The 17,300-nt window shown below is 44.2% G+C and carries 12 protein-coding genes, 1 tRNA gene and 1 rRNA gene; 3 read left to right on the top strand and 11 right to left on the bottom strand.

Going from position 1 to position 17,300, the window contains the following annotated elements; translation table 11 throughout:
* Positions 1-144: 144 nt before the first annotated feature.
* Together AC06MN_RS10430 and AC06MN_RS10435 are read right to left on the bottom strand one after the other, a co-directional pair.
* Positions 145-852 carry a DUF4290 domain-containing protein gene (locus tag AC06MN_RS10430; RefSeq protein ID WP_475672317.1) on the bottom strand — a complete coding sequence of 236 codons (708 nt, stop codon included), beginning with the start codon at positions 850-852 and terminating at the stop codon, positions 145-147.
* A 262-nt stretch (positions 853-1,114) separates the two neighbouring features.
* Entirely contained in the window at positions 1,115-3,439 is a 2,325-nt protein-coding gene (locus AC06MN_RS10435; RefSeq protein ID WP_475672318.1) for an ATP-dependent helicase, read from the bottom strand.
* 151 nt (positions 3,440-3,590) lie between these two features.
* Here AC06MN_RS10435 and AC06MN_RS10440 point away from each other — a divergent pair, with 151 nt between their 5' ends.
* Entirely contained in the window at positions 3,591-4,265 is a 675-nt protein-coding gene (locus AC06MN_RS10440) for a hypothetical protein (RefSeq protein WP_475672319.1), read from the top strand.
* Between the two features lie 75 nt (positions 4,266-4,340).
* The gene (locus AC06MN_RS10445; RefSeq protein WP_475672320.1) at positions 4,341-5,588 is read left to right on the top strand and encodes a CobW family GTP-binding protein; all 1,248 of its coding nucleotides are present in this window, start codon (positions 4,341-4,343) and stop codon (positions 5,586-5,588) included.
* A 237-nt stretch (positions 5,589-5,825) separates the two neighbouring features.
* Here AC06MN_RS10445 and AC06MN_RS10450 read toward each other — a convergent pair whose 3' ends face one another.
* The 4 genes from AC06MN_RS10450 to AC06MN_RS10465 form a co-directional block, all read right to left on the bottom strand.
* Entirely contained in the window at positions 5,826-9,728 is a 3,903-nt protein-coding gene (locus AC06MN_RS10450) for a glycoside hydrolase family 2 TIM barrel-domain containing protein (protein WP_475672321.1), read from the bottom strand.
* Positions 9,729-10,199: 471 nt separating this feature from the next.
* On the bottom strand, positions 10,200-11,384 hold the full coding sequence (locus AC06MN_RS10455) for a dicarboxylate/amino acid:cation symporter (protein ID WP_475672322.1): 1,185 nt from the start codon (positions 11,382-11,384) through the stop codon (positions 10,200-10,202).
* Between the two features lie 68 nt (positions 11,385-11,452).
* On the bottom strand, positions 11,453-12,652 hold the full coding sequence (locus tag AC06MN_RS10460; RefSeq protein ID WP_475672323.1) for a pyridoxal phosphate-dependent aminotransferase: 1,200 nt from the start codon (positions 12,650-12,652) through the stop codon (positions 11,453-11,455).
* 201 nt (positions 12,653-12,853) lie between these two features.
* Positions 12,854-13,300, bottom strand: a complete 447-nt coding sequence (locus AC06MN_RS10465) for a DUF1573 domain-containing protein (RefSeq protein WP_475672324.1) — start codon at positions 13,298-13,300, stop codon at positions 12,854-12,856.
* 179 nt (positions 13,301-13,479) lie between these two features.
* Here AC06MN_RS10465 and AC06MN_RS10470 point away from each other — a divergent pair.
* Positions 13,480-13,553 (top strand) — tRNA-Met (locus tag AC06MN_RS10470).
* Positions 13,554-13,625: 72 nt separating this feature from the next.
* Here the strand turns inward: AC06MN_RS10470 and AC06MN_RS10475 are convergent.
* From AC06MN_RS10475 to rrf, 5 genes are all read right to left on the bottom strand, one after another.
* Positions 13,626-14,510: a DMT family transporter gene (locus AC06MN_RS10475; RefSeq protein ID WP_475672325.1), complete on the bottom strand. Its 885-nt coding sequence runs from the start codon at positions 14,508-14,510 to the stop codon at positions 13,626-13,628.
* Positions 14,511-14,741: 231 nt separating this feature from the next.
* Positions 14,742-15,530, bottom strand: coding sequence for a tRNA pseudouridine(38-40) synthase TruA (truA, locus tag AC06MN_RS10480; protein ID WP_475672326.1), 789 nt, complete (start codon positions 15,528-15,530; stop codon positions 14,742-14,744).
* A gap of 334 nt (positions 15,531-15,864) precedes the next feature.
* Entirely contained in the window at positions 15,865-16,071 is a 207-nt protein-coding gene (locus tag AC06MN_RS10485) for a PqqD family protein (RefSeq protein WP_475672327.1), read from the bottom strand.
* Positions 16,072-16,211: 140 nt separating this feature from the next.
* The gene (locus AC06MN_RS10490) at positions 16,212-16,850 is read right to left on the bottom strand and encodes a nucleotidyltransferase family protein (RefSeq protein WP_475672328.1); all 639 of its coding nucleotides are present in this window, start codon (positions 16,848-16,850) and stop codon (positions 16,212-16,214) included.
* A 311-nt stretch (positions 16,851-17,161) separates the two neighbouring features.
* Positions 17,162-17,272: ribosomal RNA gene (gene rrf, locus AC06MN_RS10495) — 5S ribosomal RNA — on the bottom strand.
* Positions 17,273-17,300 lie beyond the last annotated feature (28 nt).

Genomic DNA, 17,300 nt, shown 5'->3' on the forward strand with positions numbered 1-17,300 from the left:
GTTATCGGTAATCAGTATTAAAAAGTTCAAATTAGTTCAAAACTTTCCACTTTTGAATCGCCGTTTTGACAAGCTCAACGAGCTAACTACTCCTCACTAATTCCTAACTTTTAAACTTTCCACTTTAACACTTTCCACTTAGAACTATCCCTTTTTCTTATACGCAGGATTGTTCGGATTGTTCATGTTGGCCTTCAGGTTCGGCACTTTTTTCTTTTTCTGGCCTTGCTGTGGCTGTTGCGCCTTGCCTTTCTGCTTCTGCTTTTGCTGCTGCGACTGAGCCTTTGGCAGGATTTCGCTGCTAAGCGTCAGTTTGGCATCTTCAGGGAGAACTAAACGGCCTTCTGAAATTATTTTCAAATCGTTGATAATCAACATGTCGTTGACAACGCTGCGATTCCACTCCAAATAATTGCGTTTCATCTGGTTGGCCAATGAATAAGCAAGGGCTTCGCGCACTTCATCATTCTCTTCTTGCGAAGCGGTCTCAATCATTTTTATCATATACTGGCCGTAATGTCCGTAATGAATCTTGTTGTTCTGATAATCGATGTGGCGAGGCTTTGATTGTTTTGTCGAAATCCTCGGAGGTGCAAATGGTGCATCGACGTCGAGTTTGCCTTCCGACATGATGAACAGGTGATCCCAAAGTTTGTGCAGGTAATCGCTTGATTCCTTGACTTGTGGGTTCATCTGCGCCATGATGCTGACGATTTTGTTGGCTGCTGCCGTGCGTTCCTTGCGGTCTTCGATTTCTACCACGCGGGCAATCATTTCCTGAATGTTGCGGCCGTATTCCGAAATGATGATTTGCTTCTTTTCGGTGTTGTATGTTAATCCGGTTTGATCCATGATATTCAAATTTGGGGACAAAAGTAGTAAAAAAACTTTGATATTATCTTGATGTTGATTTTCGGATTGCCTCACGACAAGAAATGCTTTGCATTCAGCGTAGTTAAATCTTTCAAAAATCAAATCGAAAAATCTGTCAAAAATCGTTGTTTGTTTATTCGATTTGAAAATTGATTGTGGAAGCAAACTTTGATTTTTGAATGATTTTAATACAAGATTTTTGAAAGATTTCTTCGGCGAAGCCGAATCTATTTATATTCTGTTAATTATTGACAATCTTTAGTTTAGCAAACTTCAGCATGAGCATCTTGTCGCCATCGGTGTCGAAATGGATGTGTGCCTTTTTGTTTGCTCCGGCTCCTTCCAAACTGACCACGGTGCCGAAACCGAATTTCTGATGCTGGACGCGCATTCCTTCCTGCAATAAATCGGGATTCGATGGCTCAAAATCGGCTGATGCAGCGGCATTTGTGCTTCCACCCGAAGTGTAGTATGATGAAGTTGAGCGCGTTGGCATGTCAATCTTTTCAAAGGTGCGTCTCGGATTTTCGCTTTGGCGTGTGCCGAAACCTCTCAGGCTTGGCCCCGAAGAAGTGCCTCTGAATGAGGCCTTTCGTGTCTGCTCGATGAGGTTGCTTCCGATTTCCGAGATGAAACGTGATGGTTCGCTGAGGGTGAGGTTGCCGTAACGGTAGCGCGTCTCGGCATAACTCAAGGTGAGTTTCGTCATGGCGCGGGTGACGGCCACGTAGAACAGTCGGCGTTCCTCTTCAAGTTCCTCGCGCGTGCTGAGGCTGAGAATGCCAGGGAAAAGGTTTTCTTCCATGCCGACCACGTAAACGTATGGAAATTCAAGGCCTTTGGCAGAGTGAATGGTCATCAGGCTGACGCAATCGGCTTCACCTTCGTCTTTCTTCATTTCGCTGTCGGTGAGCAGGGCGACATCTTCCATGAACTGCACCAAATCGACGCGGGCGGTTTCGCCTGTGGTCTCGTCGACTTGCTTGTCGCTGAATTCCATGATGGCGTTGAGCAGTTCCTCGATGTTTTCGACACGCGAAACGCCTTCAGGGGAATCGTCTTCCTTCAAAACCTTGATAAGCCCGATTGAATTGGTGATGTGTTTGGCGAGATCGAAAGCGTTCATCTTCTCTTGCAGGCTTTGAAAACTCTGAATCATGATGGCGAAGTCGCGGATCTTGTTGATGGTGCCCATGTTGAAATCCTGGGGAAACACGTTGTTGGTGATGCAACGCCAAATGCTTGTGTTGTATTGGTTTGCCGTCACCATCAGGCGCTCGATGCTTGTCTTGCCGATGCCGCGTGCCGGATAGTTGATGATACGCAGCAAAGCCTGTTCGTCTTCGGGGTTGATGACCACGCGGAAATAGGCCAGCAGGTCTTTCACTTCCTTGCGGTCGTAGAACGAGAGGCCGCCATATATCTTATAAGGTATGTTCTGTTTGCGCAAGGCGTCTTCGATGGAACGCGACTGGGCATTGGTGCGGTAAAGCACGGCAAAATCCTTATTGTCGAGCTGACGCTGCATCTTGTAGCCGAAAATGGAATTGGCTACCAAAGTGCCTTCCTCGGTGTCGGAGGCGGCGTGCAGCAAACCGATGAGTTCGCCGGCTTCCTTGTCGCTCCATACTTTCTTCTTGATTTGGTCCTTGTTGTGCGCAATGATGTCGTTTGAGGCATTGACGATGTTTTGCGTCGAGCGGTAATTCTGCTCTAAACGAATCAGTTTATAGTCGGGATAATCGTTCTTGAAATTGAGGATGTTCTGGATGTTGGCGCCACGGAAAGCGTAGATGCTCTGGGCATCGTCGCCGACCACGCAAATGTTCTCAAACAAGGCTGCAATGCGCTTGATGATAAGGTATTGCGCATAGTTGGTGTCCTGATACTCGTCGACCAAAATGTACTTGAAATGGTTCTGGTATTTATACAAGACATCGGGATTGTCTCTCAAAAGCACATTCGTGAAATAGAGGATGTCGTCGAAATCCATGGCGTTGGCGCGGTGCATGCGCTCGTTGTAGAGCTTGAAAAGTTGCCCGATGAGCGGCTTGTTGGCCTTGCGGTCGGCTTCCTGAATTTCGGCATCGTTGGCATAGTCTTCAGGCGAGTAAAGGCTCGATTTTGCCGATGATATTCTCGAAAGCACCTGCTTGGCGGGATAGGCCTTCGGGTCGAGTTGCAAGTCTTTCAGAATCTGGTTGATAAGCGCCTTTGAGTCATCAGTGTCGTAGATGGAGAAATTGGCCGTGAAGCCTATCTTTTCGGCATCGATACGCAAAATGCGGGCGAAAATGGAGTGGAAAGTGCCCATCCACACGTTGCGTGCTTCGCTGGCGTCGACGAGTTGCATGATGCGTTCCTTCATTTCGCGTGCCGCCTTGTTGGTGAAGGTCAGGGCCATGATGCTGAATGCGTCGATGCCTTCGCTAATCATGTAGGCGATGCGGTAGGTGAGGGCGCGTGTCTTGCCTGAACCAGCGCCTGCAATGACCATCACGGGGCCTTCCACTGTTGTAACAGCCTCACGTTGAGGATCGTTTAAGTCTTTCAGTAAATCTATCATCGTAAAATCAGTTGGGCGGCAAAGATAGTCAAATTATTTGGAAAAATTTGTGGTTTGTGGTGGGGAAAATTGGCTGCTGGCCGCTGGCTATTGGCTTTTAGCTGTTAGCCATTAGCTTTTAGCCAGCGGCCAAAAACAATATTTGTATCAAATGATGAAAGCTGCCGGTAAAAATGCTAATTTTGCGATTGTTATTGAAACTAACATGGTTATGGATAAATTTAAAAAATACGGAAACATTGGCTCTTTCCTCTTGGTGTTGGTTTTTTTAGTTAATGGGGCACTCGTATTTCTGGAGCATTATCTTCTCTACGACTGGTCGCAGTTTTTTATGGCAAAAATGAATGGCGGTTATTCAATCAATGTCCTTAGTTATTCTTTGAATGTTTTGATGAATACTGCTGGTTTCGCGTTTATGCTTTATGCTGCAATAACATGTAAGAAACTACGACTTTTATCTCAATCTTTTTTGCTCACGGCATGTGTCTTGTCTTTGTTGACTTCTGTTAGTGGAATGTGTAATTTTATTACTAATATTCAAATTGTTACAGTAATTATTTCAGCCATTTCAATTTTGAATCTGGTCATAATAATTTGCTTTGTGGTTTTTGCTTTAACAAGTGATATGAAGCGTCAATTTAAAGTTCTTGTTGCTGTTTTTGGCGCTATGTATGTGTTGGAAAGTTTTATTCCCTATCTGCTCGCTGAGTCAACGCAAACTGTTTTGAATTTTTGGTTTAGTTTTGTAAAAATTATAAACTTTATGTTTTATTTTTCGTTATGGTTAGGTTTTGCCACTTATCCCGTTGACAAAACCGATAACTGATTTTGCATGATTTGAGGCCAATAGTCTTCGCTTTTTGCGTAGTTTTGCAGTCCGAAAAATAAATTTGTGTAATATATGAATCAGGAAACTCCCGTGCTGCTGCTGACAGGTTATCTGGGCAGTGGCAAAACCACTTTAGTCAACCGCATATTGTCGAACCGCAAAGGCATTAAGTTTGCCGTGATTGTCAACGATATAGGCGAAGTCAACATCGATGCCGACCTCATTCAGAAGGGCGGTGTCGTCAACCAGGAGGACGACAGCCTCGTTGCCTTGCAGAATGGCTGCATCTGCTGCACATTGAAGATGAACCTCGTGGAACAGCTCGTCGACCTCATGCGCCAGAAATGTTTCGATTATATTGTTATCGAAGCCAGCGGCATCTGCGAGCCGGAACCGATTGCCCAGACGATTTGCTCCATGCCCGAAATGGCCTACGCCTTTACGCGATTCGGCACGCCGCGCTTGGATTGCATCGTGACCGTTGTCGATGCCTTGCGTATGCAGAGCGAGTTTGGCTGTGGCGACAATCTGGTGAAAGAAAATATCGGCGAGGAAGATTTGGAAAGTCTTGTCATCCAGCAGATTGAATTCTGCAACATCATTTTGCTGAACAAGGCTTCGGAAGTGTCGCCAACGGAATTGGGACGCATCAAGGAAATCATTCGCGCCTTGCAGCCGACGGCTGAAATCATCGAGTGCGACTATGGCGATGTCGATTTCGACCAAATCCTGAACACCCATCTCTTCGATTTCGACGAAGTGGCCGGTTCGGCAGGCTGGATTCGTGGCGTTGAAGACCGCATGATTGAAGACCACGATGATGACGATGAGGAGGAAGAACATGAACATCATCATCACCATGATGACGACGATGATGAGGATGAACACGAGCACGGACATCACCATCATCACCACGATCATGACCATGAACACGAGGGTGGGGAAGTGGAGGAATACGGCATTGGCACTTTCGTCTACTACCGCCGCGAACCGCTCAACATGGGTCGTTTCGATGAGTTTGTCGCCCGTAAGATGCCGAAAAACGTCATTCGCGTGAAAGGCATCTGCTATTTCCAGAGCGACTACGACATGTGCTACATCTTCGAGCAGGCCGGCAAACAAATTCAGCTCCGCGAGGTGGGACAGTGGTTCGCCACCATGCCGCCTTACGAACTGAAGCAGATGATGGCCAGCAATCCCGACTTGCGCCGCGACTGGGACGACCGTTACGGCGACCGCATGCAGAAACTGGTTTTCATCGGCCAGCACATCGACAAGGAAGCCATCACCAAGGACTTGGATGAGTGCTTGGTGAAATAAACTGATTGGAATTTTATGGTGTTTATGTAGAGACGTCGCGCGCAACGTCTCTACTTTTTTGCAGGTATTTCTTCGGGTCATACACGAAATTGTCGGAGGACAAGTAAATGGCTCGTAGTAAAAAATGTTCTAAATACAATCGTAATATGAAAAAACATCCTATATTTGCGAAAAATTTCGCAACGAAAAATTTCGCATGAAGAACCCATTCAAATTCGGAACAATTGTTGAGAAAAATCACTTTACTTCCACCTCGTCAACCATAATCCAAGCCTTTTCGCCAGCGTTAGGATGCCATTCGGGAAGTGTGCCATAGCTTTCCACCCTTACACGGATAAACTTCACTTTTTCAGCCTTGACTTTGGCGCGAGCCTCTACCCTACCCTTGCCCGCCATCTTATCCACGCCATCGTACACAGGCAGTGATGCACGCTGCCATTCGGAATAGTTTTCACCGTCATTCGAGAAACTGACCATTACACTTTTCGGCCACATCACCCAATCGTTAGGTTCGTGACAGAAACCGATTTTCACCGTATTGAAGCTCAAAGGTTTAGACAATTCCATTGTAGCTTCCACATCCTTGCCATCAAAGCCAAGCCAATCGTTGTAGTAATCACCAGGCAAGCCTTTTTTTCCATCCATCAAGGCAATGTCGGCATCTTTACCATAACGAATTGACGGAGCATCTTTGTAGGTCGTATTCAAAATAGGAAGCATATCAAAACGCTGATGAGTAGTGAACGAAGGCAAAGCGTGATTCTTTATCGCCTTGACTTTCAACTCGCAACTACCATCCATCACAAATGGCTTCTTATAGAGTTTCGATTTTTTCGTAGGTTCCTTGCCATCAAGTGTGTAATAGATTTTTGCCTCTGGGTCATCGCAACTCAAGCTAACCGTAACAGGATGATTGAAAACACGTTGCAAGTCTGTCGTAATTTTTGGCGCAGGCAGAATCATTTCGTCTATGCAAAAAGCATCTTGCGCATAAAGGTTAAACGGGTCTTCTTCCTCCAGATTGATTCCCTTGAAACGAAGCGAATACTCATAAACCTGGTTTTTAATCACATAGCGTTCATCAACGCCAGGGCCACAGGTTGCTGTACCGAGTGGAGCCTGCTTATAATCCAAATTGAAAGTGAAATCGTCTTGCGGCTCCAACTTATTGATGCGCTCGGCTGCCGTCAGATTGTCATCGTCGTAATTATACATGCTGAAATTGAAAGGTTCATCCATGGTGACAAACAGGCCGAAATCATTGTCTTTATTCATGATGGTCAGCCAACGCACATCGGCGCGGTTGCCGTTATCCTGAGGAACGGGATGCTGTTCAAACATGTTGAAAGCATTCAACACATGAAGGCCAAACTTTCCCGCCGCATTACGGTCAGGATAGTTTTCTGCATTTCTGCCAGCATACATAACATTCTGATACTCATCAGATATTTTCATCTGCATACCGATCTTCGGAAAACTTGTCACGGTAGCATCTGGTTCTATACGATTTTTCAAAGTAATGTTTCCTTCCTGATCAATGAGATAGAATTCGTTGACAAGAAGTTGCCTATTCCCTGCAATATCATAAAGCCCAACCGTGGCTTGGAAATAAACCGATCCGTCCCCTGCATAATCGGCATGAGCATATTCACATTTCGGGGTAAGATGTTGAAGTCCAGCTTTTTTCCAACGCGGCAAAGCCCAACCGTCAACTTTATCATTCAAAGTCGGAGCACGCCAGAAATTTTGCCTGAGGTTACCTTCCAACAAATCCTTGCCTTCGTATTCATATTCCAATATTTCAGCCGTATTGGTATCGAATGAAACGGAAAACCTGTTATTGGAGACAACCATGGCCGAATCAGACGGATAAACATGTAATTCAAGCGGTTGGGCATCATCGGCAATCTCAACGGCATGGCGTTCTTCCGACGGCCAATCCAATTTGAATTCGTCGTAGGCGATCTCCGTCCCCGCTATCATAAACGGATGGTCTTCTTTTAAAGTGACCGAGAAACGCACAAAAAATTCCTCGCCCTGATGACCGTAAATGCGCAAACGTGGAACAAATATCTTTTGCGTCTCAAAAGGCTTCATGTTCAGTTCGATTTCTCCTTTCGTCAAAATGCGCTCGGCTGAGAAAATCACATAATGGCAATTGAATGCATTTGCGTTAGTAAATGAAAACCAATTCTTTGCCTCAAATTCGCCAGTCGTAACATCAACAGGCTTGAACTTTATCTGCTGATAAACTTTCTTCACCTCGGCTGCATGATGATGCGGCGTGCGGTCGCTCTGTATAATGCCATTGGCACAAAAACTATCGTCGTCGCCCACACCGTAGGCTTCGCCGAGGTCGCCACCAACAGCCAGCCAATTCACCTTTTTGGTAGCATCGTAGACAATGAAACTTTGGTCAACCCAATCCCAAACGCAACCGCCTTGCAATTGTTCATGCTGTTCAATAAGGTTCCAGTAATCCTGCAAACCACCCATGCTGTTGCCCATGGCATGACAATATTCCACCATGATAAACGGACGATGGAATTTATCCATTCTTTCCTCAACGTAACGCTTCAAATAATCGGTACTACTATACATTAAACCAACGACATCCGTATTCCAATCCAAGCAAGCACGTTCGTAAATGACCGGACGCGAAGCATCACGTTTTTTCATCCACCGATAAGTATATTCAAAATTGATTCCATTGCCGCATTCGTTGCCCAACGACCACATAATTACAGACGGATGGTTCTTGTCACGCTCCAACATATTGCGGTTGCGCGACCAAATCATACCTTGACATTCTTCATGTTTGGCGAGGCTCGCTTCACCATAACCTTGCGCGTGTGATTCCACATTGGCTTCGTCGATAACATACATCCCGTAGCGGTCGCATAGCTCGTACCAATACGGGTCATCGGGATAGTGGCAAGTGCGCACCGTGTTGATATTCAAACGTTTCATCATGGCCATATCCTTTTCCATGAGTTCACGCGTAATGGCATGACCCGTATATGGGTCGTGCTCGTGACGGTTCACACCTTTTATTAAAACATACTGCCCGTTCACCAAAAACTTGCCATCCTTGACTTCGGCAGTACGGAAGCCAATATGGTTTGTCAAGGTTTCAATCACGTTGCCTTTTTTGTCCAAAATGGAGAGACTCATATCATAAAGATTCGGCTCTTCCGCCGACCATTTCCTGACTTTTCCGACATTTTGCCCTTTGGCTGGTTCAAGAACTGTCTTGGCATAATAATAGCCATCGTCGGCCAGATTAAAATTCAAGTCATTCAATGATTTCTTCAAGCAAAATTGGACATCACCGCTCCAAACAACAGCAATCAATTCGCTGTTTTTCTGTATCTTCTGCTTCGTTGATTGAACCGTTACATCAATTGACAAAACGCCGTTTTCGTAAGTTTTGTCAAGCCCGGCATGGACTTCATAATCGTAGATATTGAGTTCGGGTTTTGCATATACTTTCACATCGCGTTCAATGCCGCTCAAGCGCCAAAAATCCTGACACTCAAAATAAGAGCCATTGGAAAAACGATAACATTTCACGGCAAGGCGGTTCTTCCCTATCTGACAACATTTGGAAATATCGAAATCGGAATTGGTCTTAGCGTCCTCAGTATAGCCCACAAACTGACCATTCACCCAAACATAATAAGCCGATTTCACAGCACCGAAATTAATGTAAATCCGACAGCCATTCCACGTCTCTGGAATCTCAAAATCAGTGATGTAACAACCTACAGGATTATCGACAGTCGGAGCAAACGGTGGCTGATTGGGACGAAATTCATTGTTGACATTGACATAAATCGGCACACCGAAACCATTCAGCTCCCAATTGGCCGGCACTTTAATAGTGTTCCATGACGACGCATCATAATCAACCTTGAAAAAATTCTCTGGCGCTTTCGATGGATTGTCAACCCAATTGAATTTCCAATTGCCATTGAGCGAAATGGAATAATCTCCTTGCGGAACGACATTTACACGCGGATATAACTTGTTGATTTCGTATACATTGACATCATTCCAAGCGTTCAGTTCATCAGAAGTCTGAGCCTTTACAACAGCTAAAAAAGCCATGCAAATGGCTAATATCATTATCTTTTTCATTGCAATAAAATTTGTGGCGAAAATAATGCTTTTTGATGGATTAATGAAACAAATTCCTTGGTCATTTTTCTCCGTCAGCCTTCTGATATTTTTCCATCAACAAAAAAAGCGGTAAACCAACCACAAAAAAAACACAAACTCTGTTTTTCAGCGTCCTGCAAATAAAGAAAGTAAGTGGTCAAAATTAAACTGCAACATAAATTGGTTATCGGTTGTCAGTTATCAGTCAGTAAATTGTACAAATATCCAAGTGTCCAAATGTCCAAATGTCTAAGCGTCCAAATGTCAAAGAGTCCGAATCATCCATAACCCTAAATTCAAAATGTAAACTAAATTTAAACAAGCACTTAAGCAAATTAGTTTTACTGAACATGAAATACCGAGGGGTTGTGAATGCGGGAATACGATCAGTCTCGAAATCCCGCAGTCTCTCACCCCCCGAAATTCAAATTGAAGTTTTATTTTTAACAATTACTTATCAACAGTCTCTTTAGACCGCTTCCTATTTATTGCATCCACAATCAAGGCAATGGCTCCATCGCCCGTCACGTTGCAGGCTGTGCCGAAACTGTCCATGGCAATGTAAATTGCAATTATCAAGCCTAACATGTCTTGCGTGAAGCCTAACATTGAACTCAACACGCCCAAAGCCGCCATAATGGCACCGCCCGGCACGCCTGGAGCAGCCACCATCACAATACCCAACATGCAAATAAAGCCAGCGTATGTGCCGAAACTTATGGTCATTCCGCTCATCAGCATAATGGCATACGAACAGGCCACAATCTTCAGAATGCTGCCCGCCAGATGGATAGTGGCGCACAACGGAACCGTAAAACCGGCAATATCAGGATTGACATCGTTTTTCTTGGCTTGAGCCAAAGTGACCGGAATGGTAGCCGCTGACGACTGCGTTCCCAAAGCCGTAACGTAAGCCGGCAACATATTGATTAAGCAGCGAATAGGATTTTTCTTCGCCACAAGACCAGCCACACAAAACTGGAAAAGCAACAAAACGACCGTCATGGCAAAGATTATCAGGACGACTTTCAAGAAAACGCCAAGTATGACACCGATTTCACTCTCCACACAAATTTTCATGAAAATGCCAAAGATATAAATTGGGAACAAAGGAATGATAGCTTTGGCAATCAGCATGTTGACCAAATCGCGAAATTCAACGAGGATATTTTTGAAAGTGTCGCCTTTCACCGCCGCCAGACCTAAACCAAGAATGAAAGCCAAAATCAAAGCTGTCATCACTTCCATAAGCGGCGGCATGTCGATGGTGAAATACGGTTCGACTGCGCTTTTTGTCAATGTGTCCACATCGCCAACCGAACCCGCTTGGATGAAACTCGGGAAAAAGGCACTGCTTGCGAAATATGAGAAAAAGCCCGAAATCAAAGTCGAACCATACGCCAAGGCAACCGTAATCCACAATAGCCGTCCAGCATCCTTGCCTAATTCGGCAATGCCTGGAGCAACCAAGCCGATGATAATGAGAGGAATGGCGAAATTCAGGAAATTCCCGAAAATGCTGTTGAATGTGACGAATATCCTCACCAACCACGTTGGAAAGAACAACGAACATACGATGCCTAACACAATGGCAATGATGACTTTTGGAAGCAGCCCTATCTTTTTGATTTTCATGATATTTTCTTTTTAAAAATAATGCCGCCATTATGTTGCAATGGCGGCATGTGATAATTTACGTTCAATTAAAAATGCACTCTGCCAGGATAAACCTTCAAGGCTTCTTCAAGGCATTTCAGTGCGGCTTGCAGATCTTCGACCTTCAGGCAGTAGCTGATACGGACTTCGTCCTTACCCATACCTTCAACCGAATAGAAACCCGTAGCCGGAGCCAGCATGACGGTTTCGCCATTATAGCTGAATTCTTCAAGCAACCACTTGCAGAAAGCGTCGGAATCATCGATAGGAAGACGAGCCACAGCATAGAAAGCACCTCTTGGCGTTGGGCAGAAACAGCCCGGAATGGCATTCAAGCCAACCACAACACAGTTGCGGCGTGCAAGATATTCATTCTTAACCGCAGCGAAATAATCGTCTGGCGTGTCAACGGCAGCTTCAGCAAAAACTTGGCTGAATGCAGACGGGCACAAACGGGCCTGAGCATATTTCATGGCAGCCTTCATCACCTCCTTGTTCTTGGAGACGAACATGCCCAAACGGGCACCGCAAGCACTGTAACGCTTTGACACTGAGTCGAACATGATGACATGATCATCGATGCCCAGATTCAAGGCTGGGAACACATATTTGCCATCGTAAGCAAATTCACGATACACTTCGTCGACAAACAGGAACAGGTCATATTTCTTCACAAGTTCGGCCAATTGATGCAATTCCTCTTCCGAATAAACGGCACCCGTCGGGTTGTTAGGATTGCAAATCATGATGGCCTTGGTCTTATCAGTGATGACTTTTTCAAACTCTTCAATTGAAGGAAGCGCAAAACCTCTGTGAATGAACGACATGATAGGCTTCACGACCACATCAGATTCAGTGGCAAAGCCATTGTAGTTGGCATAGAACGGTTCAGGAATGATGACTTCATCGCCAGCATCAAGGCAAACACCAAAAGCAAACTGAATGGCTTCAGAGCCACCATTGGTGAGGATGATTTCATCTTCCGTAACATCGATTCCCCACTTTTTATAGTATTCGGTCATCTTTCTACGTGTTGAGGCTTCACCTGCTGAATGTGTGTAAGCCAACACTTTCCAGCGGTAATCGTTCAACGCTTCAAGAGCGAAACGTGGCGTTTCGATGTCAGGCTGACCAATATTAAGATGATAGACTTTGATGCCTCTTGCCTTGGCTGCGTCTGAATAAGGGACGAGTCGGCGGATAGGCGATGCAGGCATAACCTGACCTTTTTTAGATACTTGTGGCATATTGATATTTTTAATGTGTTTAATGTATGTTACCGAGTTATATGTTGAATTGTTAATTGTTGAATTGTTGAACTGTTGTCGACAGAAAACTGATAACTTCAGCAAATGGTCAAAAACAACTAAACGATTAAACCTCAAACAATTCAACAATAAAAAAGCCATCTAATCGGATTAGACAGCTTTTCGTTGAACTTTAATGTTTTATCTGTTGTTGACAGGTGAACCTGAACCGAAGTTATTTTCAGGCATTGCCTCAGCCGGCTGATCCATCACGGTGCCCTTAATGCGAAGGACGACGGTGCCATTCTGAACGGCATTCGAAGTGACGGTCACGGTCTTGTTGATGGTGCCTGGACGGTTTGTCCTGTAAGTCACCTTAATGACTTCCGATTCGCCCGGGAGGATAGGTTCCTTTGGCCATGTCGGGATGGTGCAGCCGCAGCTTGACTTTGGTTTCTGCACAATCAGAGGTTCATTGCCGGTGTTGGTGAAACGGAATTCACATTCGCCATTGCCATTGTAAGGCACATTGCCATAATCGTGAACGGTCTTTTCAAACTCGATTTCAGCGCCATTTCTGACTTCCTGAGCCTTCACTGCTCCTGCAAACAAGAGGAACAGACCAAGTAAACAAACTACTTTCTTCATTTTTATCACTTATTTTAAAATTGCACAAAAGTATAAATTTATTCTGAATGTGTGCGCAAACTTTTGATTTTTTGCAACAAAAATCAATTATCCAAAAACCATACCAAAAACAGAAGAAAAAAAATTCATTTTTTTGTTGCGCGTATTGAAAAATGTACTACTTTTGCACCCCGTAAGACGGCGGGATAGCTCAGTAGGTTAGAGCGTCGGATTCATAACCCGGAGGTCATGAGTTCAATTCTCATTCCCGCTACTTCAGAAGCAAGGTCAAAGGCCTTGCTTCTTTCGTTTATAGGGTTCATAATGAAGTCCTTAAACGGCAGCATCATTCCTTTTTCGTAGTCAAAATCATGAACAGAATTGAAAACAGAATCAGCACCACGCCGATGGCCACATTCAGCGTGAAAGGTTCGTGAAACACGGCCACGCCAATGAAAATGGCTGTCAAAGGTTCCAAAATGCCCATCACCGAGGTCTTTGTGGCACCAATTCTCTTGGTGGCTGATGCCAAGGTAATGGTTGCCAAAGCCGTAGGTAAAATGGCTAAGCCAACCACATTCAGCCAGCACGAAGCATCAGGCATCCTGTTGAGTTCCACGCCGCATTTTGTGAAGAAAAACAAGACGATGGTGCCTATCAGGAAACAGTAAAAGGTCAAGGTGAGGTTAGGCAAAGCCTTTACCTCCTTGCTTTGGTTGACAATTATTATAAATAAGGTGTAGCACAATCCCGACAGCACGACCAAAACGATGCCGCGCCAATCAATCAGGCCGCCTTCGCCGTTGAACGACAGCAAGACTGCTCCCGCTACGCCTGCAAAAATAGAGACCCATGTCTGCCAACTTGGCCGTTGCCCGAAAAACATCATAATCAGCGTAACCATAATGGGATAGACATACAGCACGCTGGTAGCAATGCCCGAAGGAATGAACTTATAGGAAATGAAAAGCGTAATGCTGCACAAGGTGAACAAAGTACCGACAATGGCCATCATGCCGAGCTGTTTCCAACTGATTTTCAATTGCTTTCCTGCAACCAACATAAAGGCCAACATCAACAAGACTGCCATACCATAACGATAGAACAGCAACGAGTTGACATCCAATCCCTTACTCAAAACCGGCACACCAAACAAAGGATTCATGCCGTAGGTGATTCCTGAAACAATACCGGCCATATAGCCCCACCATGTTGAATTTTTCTTTTCCATTTTATTGAATATTGGACTTTTAGACAATTTGACTTTTTAGATTTGTGGATTGTTTGATTTAAAGATTTAAGATTTAATAATTTAAAGATTTGATGATTGGACTATTAAACTTTTGAAGAACCGATAACTGTAAACTGAAAACCGATAACCTAAAAAACAACAATTCGTTTCGACAAGCTCAACGAGCTGATTACTCCAAATTTCCAAATCCTTGCTCTTCCCTCCTAACTCCTAATTCCTAACTTTAAAACTTTCCACTCTCCACTTTTCAACTCTCAGCTTTCCACTCTCATATTCCACATTTTCCAAAAACAGCGCATGAGCCGGCACCGACAATCCCGCCGAACAGCGGTCTTTCTGCTCGATGACATTTCGGAAATCCTGCAAACTCATCTTGCCACGCCCCACCTCAAGCAAAGTGCCCACGATGGCGCGGACCATGTTGCGCAAAAAACGGTCAGCCTTGATACGAAAAACCAACAGTCCATCCTGCTCAAACCAGCGGGCTTCCATGATTTTGCAATTGTTCGTCTTGACCTGCGTGTGTAGTTTTGAAAAACTAGTAAAGTCTTCATATTCAAACAACAAATCAGCCGCCTTTTGCATCATTGCCATATCCAAATCGCCATAAAGGTAATACGAATCCTGCGTATGGAAAGGATTTTTCGTGCGTGAAATGTAGTAATGATAGGTACGCGAAACGGCGTCGAAACGCGCATGAAATTCGTCGTCGACCTGCCATATTTTATAAATCACTATGTCGCCAGGCAAAAACAGATTGACCAGCTCAGTCAGCCTTGTCACATCCGCAATGGGTTCATTCACATCGAAATGCGCGTAAAAATTGCGTGCATGAACGCCCGCATCGGTGCGACCGCAGCCGGTAATGGCAACCTTCTGCCCCATTTTGAAACTCAGGCATTTCTCCAATTCTTCCTGAACACTATTCGACTGTGGCTGAATCTGATAGCCATGATAATTGGTTCCATTGTAGGCAAGATGAATGAAATAGCGCGGCATAAATTACTTCTATTTTGTTCGTTTTCTGAATCAGATGCAACTTGATGGCCTGTGAAACTCTCATTTTTGACGTTTCCAACCCATTGTCAACGTTGCAAAAATAAGGAAAAAACGAAACCATCGGTTGAAAAATCCAGTTCAATTGACAACCGAAAATCACAAAAGATGCACCCCTTACTTGACGTGAAATACCCCCAATCAACTTAACACTCCAAAAAACGAAAACATTTTAGCTTACTCACGCAACAAAAACAATATCAAACAAATAGCATCAATTTTGAAGAATACCTGCTTGTTGCCATTCTTCAATGGTCAGAGCGGCATCATGATTGGCCTATTCCATAGTAATGCCACACTCATTCACCAACAACTGTGCCAAAGTTGCACTGTCAAAATCGACATCCTGCACTTCCTGAAAAAGGAAAGCAGCCGTAACATTCATTGATACCATACGGTTAAAATCAACCTGTTTCTGACCTTCCGCCATGACAAGATACTGCTTGCCCAATGGACGGAGTTTCAAGCCTTCAATAATTCTCATACAATAACTATTATACGCTTTTTTTCAGACAAATGCCATGAACCAGCGAAATCACCTTCCTCCCAGATGTATTCAAGCACCTTAGCAGCTCTTTTTGAATAAGAAGAATCATAAAAAGGCATTTCCTCATTCGGCAAACCCTACTTTTCCACAGCAATCCATGCAAATGTCTTCCAAGCCTTCATTAAGCCAAGACCATCAATATAGCCCTGTAATTTTGCCAAATCAAGCTTACCATAAAGCGAGTGAAGCAACAAAGTCCAGTCGCAAATTTGACGGAATCCGACACCAGTTTTCAAATAATGATGCCAAGCATGATAGAACACATAAAAAGCATTAAATGAATCGAAGGGTAAATTAAGAGAATATCCATCAATTTCAACAAGATGCAAATCTTTCAATAAGCCTTCTTCTGCAATTTTTTGATAAAACGAATTATCACAAGCATCATGAAGAATAGCGGTCACGCGGTGTGTCTCAATAATAATATCATCTTTATCAATATTATAGTGCATATCCCTTTCATTCTCAATGCCCCAATTATGGGAATCCGTCATTTCGCGCATTGCGGCACAGCCTTCATGATAAATTCCAGAACCAACATAAATATCAATGTCGCCACATTGACGGAATTCTGGAAAAGGATAATTGTTTGCCAAACCAGCACCCTTTAGTAAAACAGGATCGATACCATGTGCTCTCAGGCGTTCAATAGCACGCTTCATATACCCATTCAAAATAGCATAATGACGACTATTTAGTCGTATACATTCAATCATAAAGGAACGCAACTTCAAAGAGAAAGCATGATCAACTTCCTATTGTAAAGCAGACTGGCATAACAATGGCAAAGTTGACTAATTTTCAGAGATTTGCAATACATCATTTCAAACAAAGGCAAAATCAATTTCAGGCATTACATTCCAAAAGGCAGAATGCAAAAGACATAGATAAGCTTGACGAGATGTTTCATCAATCATACAATATACTAACAATAAATTGACCTGCAAAAATACAAAATTAGAATGAACAACAGAATTGATGCAAACAAAAAACCCCGACGCTTTGTAGTGTCAGGGTTTTCGTTAGGGGTGGGCGGCGACCTACTTTCCCACAGTGTCTGCAGTATCATCGGCGCGGCAGGGCTTAACTTCTCTGTTCGGAATGGGAAGAGGTGCGCCCCTGCGCAATAGCCGCCACTTCTGTATCCCAGAAGGGCCTTGCGGAGG

It is taken from the genome of Candidatus Limimorpha sp., from assembly GCF_056203535.1.